The following is a 17,221-nucleotide window of genomic DNA, read 5'->3' on the forward strand; positions in this document are numbered from 1 at the left end:
CGGGGTGATATTCAGGCTGACGCGGTCATAGTGCGGTTTTTTGCCTGCGCGGGCGGCTTCGCCGGAGGCCCGGCGCTGCTCGCGAGTTCGTTCTTTCAGGACCGCGAGTACGGAATTGCCGAGGTGACAGAGGAAGCGGCCAGTGCGCAGGTCCATTTCTCCACTGCAGACGTAGTTGGCGATGTTTTCCAGAAGCTCGTGAACCTGGGAGAGATCTTTCAGGGGGCCGGGCTTGAAGCCGGGCGGCAGGATGACCTCAGGGGTACGGCTACGGATCTGGCCGCCTTGCTTGCGGGCAGCGGCCTGTTTTTCTTTCTGGTCGGGGTCGTGGAAAAAACAATAGGGTTTGCCGGTCTGGGGATCGGCTTTACAGCGGCTGCCGTCTTCGCTGAAGTGCTGGCAGCGGGGTTTGTTGTTGAAGAGTTCTTTGATACCCATTTCTTGTACCTCCTTTCCGGTACATCAGATAGGATGGCATGGATTTGGTGGAATGCAGCTGGATGATACCAAGATGGTGCCATTATGATATTAAGGTATTGACTTTTAGAGACAGTGCTTAAACAAGGATCTTCTTTGATGGATGCCGGCTGTTATAAAAAATGTTCGGATATTTTGCGGGCTAACTTGATGGTTCACCGAGGCTAAAGCCCCAATTTTATTTCATCCTTACCCCGGCTAAAGCCGGGGGGCTCCCACCGGCGCCGCTCGCTTCCCTCGCAGCGACTAGCAGGCTAATTTTTTTGGACAACGAACGTGTATTCCGCAATGGGTCTGGCGGCATCCTCATCGGGGGCCAGGAGAAGCGAATATTCTCCATTCTCGAAAAGAGTCGCAGGCAGTTTCAGGACTACCGCTCTACCGGAAGCCGTAGGTTGAGTCTTGAGACCTCGGCCGCTCCACTTCACATCATCTCCTGCGCCCAGGAGTGTGGCCTTGTAGCTCTGGTGGTTATCGGCCTCAAGATCAAGCTGGACCTTCAACTGAAGAGCGCCCCGGGGAATCTTGACCCGTGGGGATTGCTCGACGTTCCGGGCAGCAGGTCGCAGCACGATCGAAGCCATCACTGGAGTGAGAGGCTGCGGATGTTGGGACGAACTTTCAATGGGCGTTGGCGTTTTGCTTCCTTGAGCGACTATTCCTGAAGGCGGCTGCCCATTTGCTCCATTCTGCTGCTGCTGGCTCTGGGCGCGCTCAGGACCGGGATGCTGTGATGCCTTCTGCCTGATTCTCCAAGTCACGACCAGTACCAATATCAAGGTGGCCGCTGCAAAAACCCATCGCATAGAAAAGAGAGGGGAGGGTTTTGGCTTCGACGACGGCTTTTGGCTGGAAGCGATCGTCATCAGCGATTTGGCCAGCTCCAGCTTCCGGCGTCCTCGGGGAGAAGCCAGGAAACGGTCTTCCAATTGTTTTCGCTCTTGGGCGGAAAGCTCCCCTTGCACGTAAGCATCAACCAATTCGTCTTCAACGATAAGAAGCCGGCTTTGGGTATCGGGATTGGCCAGGTATTCTTCTTCCAGCCTGATCTCCTCCGGCTCCGGCAAATACCCCAGGAGGTAGTCGGTCAACCGTTTGTCTTCGTTTTGGCCCGTTTGCTTCACGCTGTTTCGCGCCTCTGATGAATAAGTGGTTCAAGAAACAATTTTGTCACTGAATCAAAGCTTTATTTATTCGCTTCCGCCGGGTTCGCACGCAGGCAGTCAACCACACATTCTTCGAGCTTGCTCCTGAGCCGCTGCAGCCTCATCCTTAGAGTATGGGGAGAGATGCCCAGTTGTTGTGCCAGCTTTTTGCGTACTGCGATCTTGTTCCGCCCATCGTCTTGGTAATAGGCAATGATTAACTGCGAGCTTTCAGGAGCAAGCGCCTGTAGACATCTGCGAACACACTCCAGCCGCGTATCCTCATCTACAGGCTCCTGCCTGACCGGATCTCGCGGCAACAGGCTGAGAGCGGCCTGGTGTTTCTCCCGCTCCTTCACGACTTCCATAGAGACGAACCGGGCTACGGCTGTAACGTAGCTCTGAATGTTACGGATTTCTTCTCCCTGAGCGATCTTACGGGCTACACGATCAATGGCTTCATCGGCGTGATCTTCGGGAAAGGCACAGCCCCGCCATTCGAAAAACCTGGCCAAGCCGGTACGCAGCGTCTGGTACTTTTCCCCAGCGCGCTCCCGGTCTTCATCCAGGCATGTAAGCAGCTTCTCGAGGGCTTCTTTGGTAAGCACAACCGCTACTTCCACTCGCCTTGCATTTGGAAGGCGGCCCAGTAGTACGGCGAGCTCCAGTCTTTCTGCTTCCACATCTCAATCTGCGCCTGCCGCAGGGCCGCTGCCGGGCGCATCCCTTCTTTTTCCATGGCTTTGTAGAATCGTCCCATCAATTCCGCCGTGGCCACGTCGTCTACCTTCCACAAACTTGCCATCACGCGCGACGCCCCCGCGTACATGAATCCGCGCGTCAGGCCCACCAGACCCTCTCCCTGGATCTGTTTCCCTAAACCGGTTTCACACGCACTCAGCACCACCAATTCCGCCGGCAGATTCAGGTTGTAGATGTCTTCCAGCTCCAGGAAGCCATTCTGCTGTTTTCCTTTCTCATCCACCAGCGACAGCACCAATCCCGACAGCTCGGGATGTTCGCTGTCCAATAGCCCATGCGTCGCAAAGTGCACCACGCGATACTGCGCCAGCTCTGGACTGGTCGCCGTCGCACGGCTGGCACGAAAATCCAGGGCCTCCATTCCTTCGCCTGGGGGCGTTACGGCGATGATTGCTTCTGCCTCTTGCCGGGTTGAGCGCAGCCGGGGCAGATAAGCCCCTTCTCCCGACAGTCCCACATCAGCCACGGAGCGAGTCAGGTGGTCGGCAGACCAGAATGCAGAAGAAGACGCGGCATCGAGGATTTTTTCTTTACTTTCCGGATCACGCATCCGGCCTGAATTCACGCGCGCATCGTTTGGAGCGAAAACCGGATCAGCCAGTACCGCCACAGCCTTGGTTCCTTCTTTGCGCCCGATCCGCTCCCCTCGCAGTACAGATAAGACCGAGGCCGAGGGCAGATTCACGATTTCGTGCCCTTCTACCAAAGGCGGCTGCCCTTTTGAGCTGCTCTGATTGTCTGAGCGTGGCGCCTCGGGCTCAGGCAGAACCGCAAATGGGATGTACTGCAACGCCCCATCACTTACGATCAACAGCCGCTTCCCTTTGAGCTGCGCGGCCACGGGCGCAAGCACCATCCGGCTTAGCGTGGCGGCGGCCTCTGAATATTCCGCTTCCGCCTTGGTTAAGCGTGCTTTCCTCTGGGGCTCAGTTTCTCCCTTGAGCGTGCGGTTGCGAGCCGTCAACTGCTCATAAACCTGCCGCGCTGCGCTCTCGATGTCGGCCCGTTTTGGTAACTCGTAGCCGGCCAGCAATTCTGGAGTTACAGCCCACACATAGCTGCGCTTGTCGCCCAGGGAGTATTCGATCAGTACGGTATCGGCACCCAGTAGCTGCTGCTCAATCTGCTTTGCGCTTAAAGTCTGCGGCTGGGTCAGTGCCGCGTAGCCAGGACTGCTCATGCGAATTTGCGCTTCTACATCCTTACGCTCGGCCAGCAGTTTCTGGATCTCCTGATTGACCGGCGCTACTTGCTCTTCTGTTGCCTTCCCGCTCTCCAGACGGATGCGGAGATTTGTTTTGGCAGCTATATCGGCTTCCAGCGAACGTTCGCGCTCGATCAAAGCGGGGTTTCCCCCTTTACGCACATCCACATGTGCCGCAGCCAGCATCTCTAACAGGGTCCGCGCTCTCGAACGCTCCACCACCTGCAGGGCCTGCTCCGATTGTTTCTGCTGCATCAGCAGATCAATATAATCCTGATAGTAACTGAGATGCTTGGCGCGAAAGCCGGAGCGGATTTCCTCTTCGCCGCCGAACTGGCTCATCTGCCCCTCAAGGACGTTCAGGGCCTTCTCCAAGAGTTGAGCAGCCGTGTCTAGTTCCTTTTTTTTCACCTTGATTCCGGCCAACGCTGCGAGTGTCTCGGCGTAGTCCGTTCTCTCGGGGGCTAGCTTTTCCCAGATCGCGCGGGCCCGGTCATAGTACTCTTCGGCTTTGGTTAGATCGCCACGGTCGCGAGCGACATTGCCCAGCATGTTCAGGCTTTCAGCAACGTCCAAGCCGCCAGCAGCTATTTTTTCCTGCATCGCCAAAGCCCTGCTGTGGTATTCCTCAGCTTTTTCCAGATCGCCACGATCATGAGCCACGTTGCCCAGCATGTCTAAGCTTTCGGCGACATCAAGGCTACCGGGGGCTAGTTTTTCTCTAATCGTCAGGGCTTGGCGGCTGTACTCCTCCGCCTTATTCGAATCACCACTATCCCGGGCCACAAGACCCAAGTTGTTGAGGGTGCTGGCGGCATCCAGGCTGCCGGGAGCTAACTTTTGTCGGATGGTCAAAGCTCCGCGGTAGTACTCCTCCGCTTTGTCCAGATCACCACGATGGCGAGCAATAACGCCCAGATTATTCAGACTCGTGGCGACATCGAGGCTGCCGGGAGCCAACTTTTGTCGGATGGTCAAAGCTCCGCGGTAATAATCTTCCGCCTTGTCCAGATCACCACGATATCGGGCGACAACACCCAGGTTGTTGAGGGTGTTGGCAACATCGAGGCTGTCGGGAGCCAGCTTCTCCCGGATCAGCAAGGCTTGCTGATGGTATCCCTCGGCTTTCGCCAAATCGCCACGCTTCCACGCCACGAGCCCTAAGTTGTTGAAAGCGACGGAGACCACAAGGCTGTCAGGCGCCAGCTTCTCTTGGATCAGCAGAGCTCGCTGGTGAAATTTCTCAGCCGTTGTCAAATCGCCTCGACGCCAAGCTACGAGACCCAGATTAGCAAGGACCGTGGCGACATCGAGACTGTCGGGAACCAGTTTTTCCCGGATGGCCAAAGCTCGATTCATGTACTCTTCGCTCTTACCTAAATCGCCGCGAGCAAACGCAAGACTTCCTATGTTGTTCAGGCCCTCTGCGACATCGAGGCTGCCGGGAGCCAATTTTTCCCGGATGGCCATGCTTTCGCGGAGGTAATCCTCTGCCTTAGCAAAGTCGCCACGCCATTGCATTAAGCGACCAAGACCGGCGAGGGTTTTTGCCAGACTCAAACTGTCGGGTGCGAGCTTCTTCTGAATTTCCAGAGCCTGAAAGTAATACTTCTGTGATTCCACGAGATCACCACGATGGAAAATTGCGTCCCCTAATCCATCAAAGGTGTCAGCCAGAGTCAGGCTTTCAGAGCTCGTTCCCTGGTCCTCAATCGCCGCCTGCAGATACCGCTTTTCCACATTGGCCCAATCGGCCTGCTGCTCAAACCTCTTAGCCCATGTTCTCAGCAATTGCGACTCAATCGCAGGTCCAACTTTCTTACTCTCCTTAACCGCGTCTTCATACGCAGCATCGGCCTCCTGCCATTGCCGGGCATCGGTTAACAACTTACCCGCACGATACAGAAACCACGAACCAAGCCACGCAGATTGCGACTCTTTCGCCTGACGAGCCGCTGACCGCCAATCCTGGGTTGCATTTTGCAGTTTGTTTTCAGCGGCCAGCTTCTGACCGTCAAGGTAGATGGAAAGCAACCACTCGGGCAGAAGCGGCCGCGTATTCATACCCCAGGCCCCCTGCCCAAGCATCCATACTTTCTTTTCCGTGCCTCTCAATCCTTCCAGAGTTACCACTCCCCGGGGGGCCTGCTCGATTTCGATTTGCATTAAATCGAAGGGCGACTTTATTTCGCCTTGAGTATCAGACCGGCTCCATTTCAGCAGGATGTCACTCTCTTGCACTCCCGCTTTGTCAGCCTCAAGGTTCTTTTTGACCTGCTCGATCACAACTCCCTTTCCGAGTTCTGCTGGAGCTTTGGTGTTGGCGCCGTTTCCCAACTTGGGCGTAGTTTGGCCGAAAGTGGTAAATGGGAGTAAAAAGAATGCTCCGCACAAAAGAACCCGGTTGTGTAGCTTCATTCGGATATCTCCACTAGACCCTTTTACAACTTAAGACCCCTGACGATTTCAGCGAAGTAATACGCAGTTTTTTGTAGTGCGGTGGCATCTATTATCTCCTAACGCATGATGCTTAGGAAATATAGCTTTTCCACTAACGGGAAGGTGCAGCAGTGGTTACTTGGTCAGTCTAAACCAAAAGTGTTGCTAAAAGGGCCTGTTTTATTACCCTTGCAGAGTAATTTTGGTACAGATGTTCATGAGAGACAAGACTCGTACGATTGGTTTCTGCTTCAGAAAAGAAGATGCACTAATTTCCAGCTTGAAGCTGCTCCTAGGGTTTTTCTTTCAGTTTGAGCTTGGCTTTATTTTCTTCCAAAAAAGAGCGGAGATTTTCCGTCTGCTCCAGCAGCCGGATCCACTGCTCGTAATACAACGTGACCGGAAACCTTCCTAAACCATACACACTGACGCCGCCTTTTTCGCCCACGCGGAATTCAAGTGATCCCGTGCGGCGTCCTTTGGTTTGCTTTTCCAACTCCGCAAGGCGGGCTTTCAGCTCTTCATAACTCGGTTCTGTCATGGGATAAATTCCTCTGCCTGATTTTAAATTCGGTCTAACATTGCATGGCATCCGCACCCGCAGAATCTATGTTGTGCTGTTGTGCAGAATTTGCCACTGAGAACTGGATCAGCCTTCAGATTCGCATGGGCATGACGATGTAGCGGTATTTGTAATCTTCGTCCTTCTCATCAGGACGCAACTGGCCGGCCGACTGTGAGTCTTTCAACTCCATCCGCACCTCGCCGGTGTTGGCAACTTTCAGAAAATCCAGCAGGTACTGGGAGTTGAATCCGATAGTTACAGCATCGGCGGCGTAGGCAGTTTCAATCGTATCTTCCGATTCGCCGGTTTCCGTGGAGGAAGAAGAGATCTTGATCTCGTTCTTATCGAGCCGCATGCGGATCGCGCCGGAGCGCTCGTCGGCAAACTGGGCCACGCGCTGGATGGCCCCCGCCAGGTCTTCCGACTTGACCGTAACAATCTTGTTGTTCTCGCGCGGCAAAACCGCTTCGTAGTTGGGGAATTGCCCGGTAAGCTGGCGCGATGTCAGCAGGCGTGGACCTACACGAAAGAAGAGCGTGGATTCGTCTCGTGCAAACTCCACTTCTTCCGCTTCGCCCAGTTGCAGCAGCGTGTTCAGCTCCGCCATGGCTTTTTTGGGAACCAGGGTTTTCAGCTCGCCCGAGACCTTGAATTTTGCCTTGGTGTTTTCAATGTGTGCGAGGCGGTGCCCGTCGGTTGCGACCATCGTCACCGATTCCGGCTTGAGCACCATGAGCGCGCCGTTTAACGTGTAGCGTGACTCTTCGTTGCTGATGGCAAAGATGGTTTTAGCGATCAAGGTGCGCAGAATCGCGGCTGGTATTTTGACCACGTCCGTTCCCGGGAAGTGCGGCAGCGCGGGGAAGTTGGCTCGCGCCATGCCCACCATTTTGGTGTTGGAGCGCCCCGACCGGATCGCCACCCAGTGGTTTTCCAGCATCCTGATGGAAATTTCGCCCTCGGGCAGCAGCTTTACATAATCGTAAAGTTTGCGCGCCGGCACTGTACATGAGCCTTCTTTCTTTACCTTGGCCACGCACGACGTGCGCAGGCTCAGATCCAGGTCGGTGGCGGTAATAGAGAGTTTGTCTCCCGCGGCCTCAAAAAGAAAATTAGACAGGATGGGAATCGTCGTCTTGCGCTCGACCACGCCCTGAGTGGCCGTCAGTTCTTTTTGCAGGTCGCTTTTGTTGACAATGATCTCCAAAGCTCCCTGTGTTTCTGTTCCCGCGCTGGTGCTGGGCATACCTGGGCTCCTGAGGAATTTGAGCGCTACTACTAGTACTTAACTTATATCAAAAAGACTTATCTTAAAACAGCAGTAATAGTAGGCCCTGGGGAAATGTGTATAACTTACTCCCAACCCTATTCTGGGCTACTGTTGAACGCCTTTGCGCTGTCTAAAACAGGACCTTACGTTTGTGATCTTTGAGCATAACGCGGCCAAACTTTCAATTTCGACCGTTTTCTTCACAACTTCCACAACCTCTCCACAGAGACCGTTGAGGAAGACGCGTCAGCAAAGTGGAAAACCGCTAAAAACCCTTTGATTAAGCGTTCAATATTACCGCATTTCGGGCAGCAGCCCTGTGCAAATGCATTTCAGGGATGCTTGCATCGAGAGATTGCATGGCAACAGGCAACCCAGATTATCTATGCTTATCTGTGGTGAGAAATCTTTTACCCGTTCAGCGTCTCGGTAATTTTGTTCAGCAGACGATTTAGGTCCTTATCTCTCTGGCGCTGCTGCTCAATTTTTTCCACCGAGTGCATGACTGTCGTGTGGTGCTTGCCGCCGAATTGCCGTCCGATCTCCGGAAGCGACGCCTCGGTGAGGTGCTTGGTGAGGTACATGGCAATCTGGCGCGGATACACGATCGCGCGCGAGTTGTTCTTAGCCTTGATCTCGGTCACGCGCAACCCAAACTGCTCCGCCACAGCCTTCTGAATGGATTCAATCGTGACTTTTTTGGTTTGGGCTTCAATAAAGTTCTTGAGCACCTGCTGTGCGGTCGGCAGGTTAATTTCCACGGCGGTGAGCGAGCAGTAAGCCGTCAGCCGGATCAGCGCGCCTTCCAACTCACGCACGTTACTGCGGATATTGCCGGCAATGAACAAAGCCACATCAATGGGCAGGCTCACCCGCTCCGACTCGGCTTTCTTCTGCAGAATGGCAACTTTGGTCTCCAGGTCCGGAGGTTGAATGTCGGCAATCAATCCCCACTCGAAGCGGTTGCGCAGCCGGTCTTCGACCTCGGCCAGCTCTTTTGGGGGCCGATCGCTGGCAATCACAATCTGCTTCATGGATTCATGCAGCGCGTTGAAGGTGTGGAAAAATTCCTCTTGCGTGCGTTCTTTCTGTGCCAGGAACTGGATGTCATCAATCAGCAACACATCCACATTGCGGAACTTGTCGCGGAAGCTGGTCATCTTGTCGTAGCGCAGCGAGTTGATCATCTCGTTGGTAAACTTCTCGCTCGACAGGTAGCAGATGGAAGCCTCGGGCTGATGGCGTTTTACTTCATGTCCAATGGCCTGCATCAGGTGGGTCTTTCCCATACCTACGCCGCCGTACAGGAACAACGGGTTGTAGGCCTTGGAGGGCCGCTCTGCGACCGCTTGCGCCGCGGCATGGGCGAACTGGTTGCCCGCCCCTTTGACAAAAGCGTCGAAAGTGTAGCGGGCGTTCAACTGCGCGGCAGAATCCCAGTCGAAGCGCGCCTGCGTAGCGCGGCTTGGCGCCGAGTGAGAGTGTGCTGCGGCCGGAGCAAATCCGGCGTCGGGGCGCACCGCGTGGTTGCGTGGATCGCTGGCGGAGTGGGAGCTATGCTCCTCGGGCGTGATGAACTCCACGTCGTCAAATTCCAGGCCGAGGGTTTCGATGGCCTCCTGGATCAGGTCGGCGTATTTTTCGCCGATGTGACGGAACTCCGGCGTAGGCACCCGCACGAAGAGCTTCTTTTGTTCGGCGTGGCTGTAGCGCGTAGGCTTCAGCCAGGTGTCATACGAATGCCGGTTAATCTTTTTTTCCAGCGCGCCCAGGATTTCAATCCACGGGTTAGCGCTGACTGTTGCAGCAGCCGACGAAAGAGACATGACGATTCCACTTCCAGGGAAACTTTTACACACGGCGAACCCATCCGCGTGACCTACAAAACCTCTTTCAAGCAATAGCCTGCCCGCGGTGGCGCCAGTGCTTCTGGCGGCCTCCGGTTCAGCGAGCGGCTTCTTTTATGTCCGCGTTGGTTGACGCGGGGCTGGGAAATTGAAAGAAGGCGAAAATAAATTCTCAAATTCCGCGTTAGCTGCATCCTAGCACGAAAAAAAATTTCGTGCGGAGGGGCTGGCAAGCAGCCGAACGGAAAAACGTTTGTTAAAACACGATGAAAGATTCTGCAGGCAAGCGGCGCGTTCGTCAATGCCGAAGAATGGTGCAATCGGCCGAAGCCGCACCGGCGTTTTAGCGAACGGTCGTGCGGTTATGAAGAAACAACTGTGCTTCCTTGAAGACACAACTCGCAGGCCCGTTAGTACAGACCGGGAACTGGCAAGCGGGAAGTGGCAACTGCTATACTCATAGTTTGTCTACCACGAAATTTTCAGAGTAGGAGTTAAGGAAGTTCCATGCCGAAGCGCACATTCCAACCACGCCGTCGCCGGCGTTCCAAGAAGCACGGTTTTCGCAGCCGGATGAAAACCAAAAGCGGGCAGGCTGTGCTCTCGCGCCGCCGCGCCAAGGGCCGCAAGCGCGTGACCGTGAAGCCCGGTTTCCGCGAATAGTTGAAGTCTTTTCCCAAAACGGCACGGCTCCTCAAGCACGCCGATTTTGAAAAGGTATACAAGGCCGGTCGGAGGCATTTTTCCGGCAGCATGACAGTTTTCTTCTTGCAGCGCGTGCAGCCATCGGGCGGGCCCAAAACTGGAGTCAGCGCAAGGCCAGCCTCTCCTCGGGTGGGTTTCACCGTGGGACGTGCCTTAGGGCCGGCGGTTGTTCGCAATCGCATCCGGCGCAGACTGCGCGAAGCGGTTCGCCAGCATCTATTCCGGCTGACCGTGCCGGTGGATGTTGTGATTAACCCGAAGAAGTCGGCGCAGACGGTCGCGTGGCCTCAGCTCGCCGATGAAGTGCAGCGCGCGTTTACAAAAATTAAAGAAGTGCTGGACTAGTTGTGTGTACGTTGTGGTTAAAGAATTGAAGAAGCTTCTCCAATTCGGATTACGTTTTTATAAGCGATGGGTCTCGCCCATGCTGCCCGGCGCCTGCCGTTTTGTGCCCACCTGCTCGGAATACGCTACCGTAGCCGTGGAACACCACGGAGTGTTGCGCGGCAGCGCGCTGGCCCTGTGGCGTCTGCTGCGCTGCCAGCCTTTTGCGCGTGGGGGCTACGATCCAGTGCCGCTGGAGCACCATCGAGACTGCAACCTTCAACCGCATTCCTCTTCATCTTCCTCTTGGGACGCCGATGCCGCCAAAGCGGAGCGGGTCGTTTCCAGGGGCTGAGTGCTGACTGCTATTTATGCCTGAATATCAACATCGGCCCGATCAAGGCCCCACCGGCGACAAGAACTTCATGCTCTACATGGTGATGGCCTTCTTGCTCGTCATGCTGCTGAGTCAGTTCCTTTTCAAAAGTCAGCCGCAGCCTTCCCAGCAGCCCACACCGGCCGCAACCCAGAATCAGCCCCAGCCATCGGGCACCCCGCCGGTTTCGACGCCAAAAAATACAGCGCCTGCACCTCCTGTGGCTACCAAACAAGCGCAGTCCGAGGCCGAAACGGTGATCGAGAATGGCCTTTACAAGATTACCTTCACCAATCACGGCGCGCAGGTGAAGTCGTGGGTCCTGAAAAAATACAAGGACGACAAGGGCAATCCGCTTGAACTGGTGAATGCGCATGCTGCCGCTCAGATGGGCTTGCCTCTTTCACTCTGGACCTACGACGAGAGCCTGCGCAAAAAGCTCAACGACGTTCTGTATCTCCAGAACTCTGAAAATCCTGGCGGTGCAAAAACGCTTGCGGCTCCTGCATCGTTGAGCTTTGACTATGCCGACCAGGATGTCACCATCCACAAGAGTTTTAGCTTTGACCACTCTTACGTGGTGAAGATTGAGACTTCGGTCACCCGCAACGGCGTTCCTGTGCAGGCTTATCCCGCATGGCCATCTTCGCTGGGCGATCAGGTGACGGCGGCAGGCTATGCTACCGGCCGCGTTGTCTGGCGCACCCTGGATGGCGTCCAGCGGCAACCTGCCGCCGAGAAGCATTTTTTCAAGGCCAACACCTGGGTGATAGGCGGCAACACCATTCCTGGCCCGTTCTACTGGACTGGCGTCAGCGACCAATACTTTGCCGCGGTCTTCATGCCCGCGAATCCGCAGTCATCCGCAATGGTGACTCTGCACGAGCCCCTCGAGATTCCAAAAGACCCCAGCAATCCTCAGTCGAGCGAGAAAGAGATCGTGCATCCGTTGGGTGTTGCCGTGGGGAATCCTAATGCAGCCACTCGGACCGAACTTTTCGTCGGCCCCAAAGCTGTGGATGTACTCGATTCCGTAAAGTCCTATGGCTTGAACGGCGAACCGGGTGCGAGTCCCGACCTGGAAGGCGTAATTGATTTCGGCACCTTCGGCTGGTTTGCCAAAATGCTCTTCCGCGCGCTCAACTGGACGCACGATCACCTGGTCCCGAATTGGGGATGGGCAATCGTTCTGCTGACCTTCATCATCAATCTGATCTTTCTGCCGCTACGCCTCACCCAAATGAAGACATCGCTCAAAATGCAGAAGATCCAGCCACAGGCTGATTCGATTAAGAAGAAGTACGAGAAGTACGGCTTGCGCGACCAGGAGAAGCAGCAGCAAAAGCAACAGGAGCTGATGGCGCTGTACAAGACTGAAGGCGTGAATATGTACAGCGGTTGCTTACCGCTGCTCCTGCAGCTTCCTATTCTCTGGGCCTTTTACGCTGTGCTGGCCAACACCGTTGAGCTGCGGCAGGCGAACTGGCTATGGATACGCGACTTGAGCGCCGCTGATCCCTGGCATCTCTTGCCGGTGCTTACTGTGCTCTCCATGTTCATTGTGCAGCGTGCCACGCCGCAGCCAGGTATTGATGCCGCCCAGCGCCGCATGATGAACGTTATGATGCCCCTGATGTTCGGCTTTATGACTTGGACTGTAGCTTCCGGATTGGCGCTCTATTGGGCCACCAGCAACGCCATCTCGCTCTTGCAGCAGTGGGCCATGAACCAGACCCGCCTGGGGCGCGAGATTAAGGAACTGCAGCTTAAGCGCCTGCGCAAGAAAAACAAGTAGTAACGCTGTCTCGCTGCCTGTTGAAAGGCGTATCGAAAAGACGAGAGGTTAGGGGCAATGGGCCGATCTAGCCATGCTATAACGGGGATCAATCTTCTTTGGCTTGCCTTAGCTCTTAATGGTCTGGTTGTCCTGCTGGCGTGGTTTCACGGGTCCTTTCGCTTGGTCAATCTTCCCGTGTCTGTGCTTGTTTTTGTTTTCTGGTGGTTCATCACCGCCGAAGTTTCCGCCGGCCGCGCCTGGGCGCGCATAGTCTACCTGGCATTGACGGTTCTTGAGGCGCTGGGCGTGATAGGCATCTCACTGGTTCCTACCTTGGCAAGTTGGCTCGTTTATCGCGGAGGAGTAACCTCGTTTCTTGAGATGGTCAGATTGGTGCTGCAGGTGGCCGGCATCGCCATCCTGCTGATCAACACCCCGCGCCTGCGGGGAACGTAGCCGGACTGAAGGTTTTCCCATGTTTTTCTCCGTGTCTCTGTGCCTCCGTGGTGAGTGCCTCCGTGGTGAATTGACTTTTCGTTTGACTGCGGAGTCCTTAGAAAAGCGTCATGCATAGTAAAATCAAAGCTCATGCCGATAGAAGACAAAGTAGCCGCCGCCCACAGGCTCAATGACCTGCTCAAGGGATTGATTGCCACCGGAGGGTTCAAGCTCAAGTACCGGATTACTGTAGACCCGCAACTCGATGGCGCCTTCGAAGATGCGCCCGAAATCCTGGTGGAATTTGCGGGCCCCGACAGCGCATACATGCTCGACCGCGGTGCCGAGCTGTTGCGTTCTTTCGAGACGGTAGCCTATGAAAGCCTGCGCCTCGGTCCGGAAGAGCACACCAAGATCAGCTTCGATTGCCGTGGATACCGTGCGGCCCGCATGCAGGAGCTGCGTACCTCCGCTGAAGTGGCCGCGGAGCGCGTCCGCAAGACCGGTATGCCTTATCAGTTTGGACCTATGAGTTCACGCGAGCGCCGCATCGTCCACCTCGCCTTGCGCGACCAGGGCGACCTCAGGACTGAAAGCGCCGGCGAGGGACCGGGTCGCAGCGTTGTCGTTTATCCCAAGGACTACGACGCCAGCAAGAAGCCTGCGCCTGCACCCTTTGCCCGTCGCCGCCGGTAAGGCGCAGCACGGCGAAGCCTCGTAAAAGCCTTTTTTGGCCCGAGCGGTTTAGTCGCCGCTTGTTTTTCTCTGTGCCTCTGTGTCTTCGTGGTGAAATGTTCTTTTGTCGATGATAGGATTCCGTTGATGAACCCGCGTTACCTCCGCCTGTTCTTGCCTGCGTTTTTCTTCTTCAGAATTCTTACAGTGCAGGCCCAGGAAGCGACCCAGCAATGCTCGGATGGCCGCACGCTCCAGATCATCGCTCAATCCGATAAGCTCCGCACAGAGTCTTTGCCGCCAGGGTATGTCCAGCATCTGCGTTACACCATCTCGAGCACAAAGGGCGTGAGGGCCGCGTGGATCGAAGTCTGGGACCGCCCCAAACGCCTGTCGCGCACTGTAGTGCCGGTAAAAACCGAGGGCGAGGTTCCATGTGACGGATGCAGCGCCGCCGAAGAGACGCCGCAAGAATTGAACCTCTCGGTTTTCGATGCCGCACTGCCTATAGATTGTTATGAAAACTGCTCTGGCTTCCCGCGCGGTGTCTACGTCTCGGAAGTCTTGGCCGGGAAGAAGCCCGTGGAAGGTTCCGACAGCAACACTTTCCCGGATTATCTTCTGGAAGATCCTCACCTCGCTGGTCCACCTCTGCGTTTCGTCGAAGGCAGCGGCACTACGGATGTCATCCTTTACGGTAAATACTTTATTCCCACCACGCGCGTCTATCTGACCGATGGAGAGGACGCCTGGCAGAAAGGGAATGACGTCCTCAGCTATCTGCCCAGCAAAACACTGGACCTGCGTCTCATTCGGGTAACGATTTCAAAAGAGTTTCTGGCCACCCCTGGTGTGCTCGAAGCTTCGGCCCTCGATGTATGGGAGAAAGACAAAGCCGGGCTCTATCCCAGCAAGAAGAGCCATGCCCCCGAGCTGAAGATGATCGTAGTCGGCAAAAACAGCCCCACGCTTGACGCCATCGAACCCGAATTATTGCCCGCCAATACTGCAGACCCGGCGGAGGACAAAAAAGTCGCCATCGTACTGCATGGCAGCGGTTTCACCAAAGATTCTGACGTGGCGCTGGGTAGCGAGCCAACCAGTATGTCGAGCTTTATGGCAGACGTGACCTTCGTCTCACCCAGCGAATTGCACGCCCAAATTCCTGCGAGCGCGTTGAAGAACGCCAAGTACGTACCTCTGAAAATTTCTGTGGTCAATGACCATCTCCATTTTTCTGCGCCTCGGGAATTGAGCGTTCTGCCCGCCACAAAGCTCAACCCGGCCCCGATTCCTGCACTGATTCGTTCTGTCACACCCTATCCCGTGCCCATAATGGAGTACCACAGCCCGGAGTTTCTGGAGATCGAAATCAACGGAGACAACTTCCGGCTCAATGATGTGGTCGCCTACCGCTACACCTACTTCGACAGGACCAAGCTCAGGACACACTATGTTTCCCCTCACCAGCTCAAGGCATGGCTGCCCCGCGACGCCTGGCGTATGCACCGCCTGAGCTTCCGTTTGGTCGTTCAATCGGCTACGGGCACCTGCTCGGCCGAAGCCTTCGCCAATTCCCTGGAATAACCCGCACTCCACGCCTGTCGCGAGAATTGTGCAACCCATAAATCCACGAAATTCGCTTTTTATTCGCTATTAAATTAAATCCCATGTATAATCCTCGGCGAGTAGAATTAAAGACTCAAAAATCACAGTTTCGGGCTGTGCCCCACAAGAAGGAGATCTCATGGCAACTGACGAACGCGGCAAAGCAATTGATCTGGCGCTCTCACAAATTGAAAAACAATTCGGCAAAGGCTCAATCATGCGCTTGGGTTCGCGAGAGGTCTTGCCCATCGCGGTGATTCCTACTGGCGCTATCTCCTTTGACGCGGCGCTGGGCGTGGGCGGCTTCCCCCGCGGACGCGTCGTAGAAATCTTTGGCCCGGAGTCTTCCGGCAAGACCACCGTTGCCTTGCAGGTTGTGGCCGAGGCGCAGAAAGCCGGCGGCATGGCAGCGTTCATTGACGCCGAGCACGCGCTTGATCCTATCTACGCCAAAAAGCTGGGCGTGGATGTGGATAACCTCCTCATCTCCCAGCCCGACTACGGCGAGCAGGCCCTGGAAATTGCCGAGACCCTGGTCAGCTCACGCGCCATTGATGTGCTGGTAATTGACTCAGTCGCCGCCCTCGTTCCCAAAGCGGAACTCGAAGGCGAAATGGGTGACAGCCACATGGGATTGCACGCCCGCCTCATGTCTCAGGCGCTGCGCAAACTCACCGGCGTGGTGTCCCGCTGCAATACCTGCCTCGTCTTCATCAATCAGGTGCGCGAAAAGATTGGTGTCATGTTCGGCAATCCGGAAACCACCACCGGCGGCCGGGCGCTCAAGTTCTACGCGTCCATTCGCGTCGAGGTGCGCCGCATCGGCGCCATCAAAGACGGGGATACCACCGTTGGCAACCGCACCCGCGTGAAGGTCGTCAAGAATAAGGTCGCCGCGCCGTTCCGCGAGGCCGAGTTCGACATCATCTATGGACAAGGCATCTCGCGCGAAGGCGATCTGCTCGATCTGGCAGCCGCCAACAATATTGTTGAGAAGAGCGGCTCCTGGTATTCCTTCGAGAGCGAGCGCATCGGGCAAGGACGCGACAACGCCAAAATCTTCCTCAAGGAGAATCCGGAGAAGGCCCGCAAGATCGATCGAGAGCTGCGAAAGATGCTCGGACTGCTGTCTACCAGCCCCGCCACGCCAGTCGCCGCAGCCGACGATCCTGTCCGCGCAGCAGCAGCCGCTGGCGGCAAGAAGTGACGGCGATCCGCGCAAAAGGCCATTCCATCGGCCTCCAAATCGACGGGTTAAAAAAAACCCTATAAAACTGGGCTTTTTTCGCACTTCTCCCTTTACATTCCGTTTCCGATTCCCGTATCATGATAACGATCTAAACGGGAATGCCGATTGGCGAGACGCGAACCAGGCCACCACAACGGGGCTGAGACGCTTCCCCACTCGGCAAAAATTTTCGGGAGAATCCAAAAAGGAGGTTTATGGCAGAAAAGAGAATGACGCAGACTCAACTGGTCAGAAAGCTGGCCGAGACCTGCACCGTGAGCAACAAGATCGCCAGACAGCTGGTAGATACACTGGCTGAAGAGGCAATAAAGGAAGTGAAGAAGAACGGGGTGTTTGTCGTACCCGGATTGGGCAGGCTCG

At 55.6% G+C, this 17,221-nt stretch carries 15 protein-coding genes; 8 read left to right on the top strand and 7 right to left on the bottom strand.

Features of this window, described 5'->3' with window-relative positions; all coding sequences use genetic code 11:
* The 7 genes from VK738_17530 to dnaA form a co-directional block, all read right to left on the bottom strand.
* Positions 1–438: hypothetical protein (locus tag VK738_17530; GenBank protein ID HTD24463.1), on the bottom strand; the 438-nt coding region annotated here is incomplete at its 3' end.
* 293 nt (positions 439–731) lie between these two features.
* On the bottom strand, positions 732–1,601 hold the full coding sequence (locus tag VK738_17535; GenBank protein HTD24464.1) for a hypothetical protein: 870 nt from the start codon (positions 1,599–1,601) through the stop codon (positions 732–734).
* A gap of 62 nt (positions 1,602–1,663) precedes the next feature.
* Positions 1,664–2,230, bottom strand: coding sequence for a sigma-70 family RNA polymerase sigma factor (locus tag VK738_17540; GenBank protein ID HTD24465.1), 567 nt, complete (start codon positions 2,228–2,230; stop codon positions 1,664–1,666).
* A 5-nt stretch (positions 2,231–2,235) separates the two neighbouring features.
* Positions 2,236–6,006 carry a tetratricopeptide repeat protein gene (locus tag VK738_17545; GenBank protein ID HTD24466.1) on the bottom strand — a complete coding sequence of 1,257 codons (3,771 nt, stop codon included), beginning with the start codon at positions 6,004–6,006 and terminating at the stop codon, positions 2,236–2,238.
* 313 nt (positions 6,007–6,319) lie between these two features.
* Positions 6,320–6,568, bottom strand: a complete 249-nt coding sequence (locus tag VK738_17550) for a hypothetical protein (GenBank protein ID HTD24467.1) — start codon at positions 6,566–6,568, stop codon at positions 6,320–6,322.
* Between the two features lie 115 nt (positions 6,569–6,683).
* Positions 6,684–7,838 (bottom strand): DNA polymerase III subunit beta, encoded by a 1,155-nt coding sequence (gene dnaN / locus VK738_17555; GenBank protein HTD24468.1) that lies wholly within the window; start codon positions 7,836–7,838, stop codon positions 6,684–6,686.
* Positions 7,839–8,272: 434 nt separating this feature from the next.
* On the bottom strand, positions 8,273–9,688 hold the full coding sequence (gene dnaA, locus VK738_17560; protein HTD24469.1) for a chromosomal replication initiator protein DnaA: 1,416 nt from the start codon (positions 9,686–9,688) through the stop codon (positions 8,273–8,275).
* Positions 9,689–10,216: 528 nt separating this feature from the next.
* On the opposite strand from dnaA, the gene rpmH reads away from it, so the two are divergent.
* The 8 genes from rpmH to recA all read left to right on the top strand — a co-directional run bounded on the left by rpmH (position 10,217) and on the right by recA (position 16,819).
* The gene (gene rpmH, locus VK738_17565) at positions 10,217–10,372 is read left to right on the top strand and encodes a 50S ribosomal protein L34 (protein HTD24470.1); all 156 of its coding nucleotides are present in this window, start codon (positions 10,217–10,219) and stop codon (positions 10,370–10,372) included.
* Complete coding sequence (rnpA, locus tag VK738_17570) at positions 10,373–10,759, top strand: ribonuclease P protein component (protein HTD24471.1); 387 nt, start codon at positions 10,373–10,375, stop codon at positions 10,757–10,759.
* A gap of 25 nt (positions 10,760–10,784) precedes the next feature.
* Positions 10,785–11,093: a membrane protein insertion efficiency factor YidD gene (gene yidD / locus VK738_17575; protein ID HTD24472.1), complete on the top strand. Its 309-nt coding sequence runs from the start codon at positions 10,785–10,787 to the stop codon at positions 11,091–11,093.
* A gap of 16 nt (positions 11,094–11,109) precedes the next feature.
* Positions 11,110–12,909, top strand: coding sequence for a membrane protein insertase YidC (yidC, locus tag VK738_17580; GenBank protein HTD24473.1), 1,800 nt, complete (start codon positions 11,110–11,112; stop codon positions 12,907–12,909).
* Between the two features lie 57 nt (positions 12,910–12,966).
* Positions 12,967–13,347 (top strand): hypothetical protein, encoded by a 381-nt coding sequence (locus VK738_17585; GenBank protein ID HTD24474.1) that lies wholly within the window; start codon positions 12,967–12,969, stop codon positions 13,345–13,347.
* Positions 13,348–13,479: 132 nt separating this feature from the next.
* The gene (locus VK738_17590) at positions 13,480–14,025 is read left to right on the top strand and encodes a R3H domain-containing nucleic acid-binding protein (protein ID HTD24475.1); all 546 of its coding nucleotides are present in this window, start codon (positions 13,480–13,482) and stop codon (positions 14,023–14,025) included.
* A 126-nt stretch (positions 14,026–14,151) separates the two neighbouring features.
* Complete coding sequence (locus VK738_17595) at positions 14,152–15,591, top strand: hypothetical protein (GenBank protein HTD24476.1); 1,440 nt, start codon at positions 14,152–14,154, stop codon at positions 15,589–15,591.
* A 160-nt stretch (positions 15,592–15,751) separates the two neighbouring features.
* Positions 15,752–16,819 (top strand): recombinase RecA, encoded by a 1,068-nt coding sequence (recA, locus tag VK738_17600; protein ID HTD24477.1) that lies wholly within the window; start codon positions 15,752–15,754, stop codon positions 16,817–16,819.
* Positions 16,820–17,221: the final 402 nt, after the last annotated feature.

The sequence above is a fragment of the Terriglobales bacterium genome, from assembly GCA_035487355.1.
GTDB lineage: Bacteria > Acidobacteriota > Terriglobia > Terriglobales > Acidobacteriaceae > QIAW01.

Coding starts and splice junctions, on each gene's coding strand:
- VK738_17545 (HTD24466.1), bottom strand. CDS start 6,006: ATGAAGCTACACAACCGGGTTCTTTTGTGCGGAGCATTCTTTTTACTC.
- VK738_17550 (HTD24467.1), bottom strand. CDS start 6,568: ATGACAGAACCGAGTTATGAAGAGCTGAAAGCCCGCCTTGCGGAGTTG.
- dnaN (HTD24468.1), bottom strand. CDS start 7,838: ATGCCCAGCACCAGCGCGGGAACAGAAACACAGGGAGCTTTGGAGATC.
- dnaA (HTD24469.1), bottom strand. CDS start 9,688: ATGTCTCTTTCGTCGGCTGCTGCAACAGTCAGCGCTAACCCGTGGATT.
- rpmH (HTD24470.1), top strand. CDS start 10,217: ATGCCGAAGCGCACATTCCAACCACGCCGTCGCCGGCGTTCCAAGAAG.
- yidC (HTD24473.1), top strand. CDS start 11,110: ATGCCTGAATATCAACATCGGCCCGATCAAGGCCCCACCGGCGACAAG.
- VK738_17585 (HTD24474.1), top strand. CDS start 12,967: ATGGGCCGATCTAGCCATGCTATAACGGGGATCAATCTTCTTTGGCTT.
- VK738_17590 (HTD24475.1), top strand. CDS start 13,480: ATGCCGATAGAAGACAAAGTAGCCGCCGCCCACAGGCTCAATGACCTG.
- VK738_17595 (HTD24476.1), top strand. CDS start 14,152: ATGAACCCGCGTTACCTCCGCCTGTTCTTGCCTGCGTTTTTCTTCTTC.
- recA (HTD24477.1), top strand. CDS start 15,752: ATGGCAACTGACGAACGCGGCAAAGCAATTGATCTGGCGCTCTCACAA.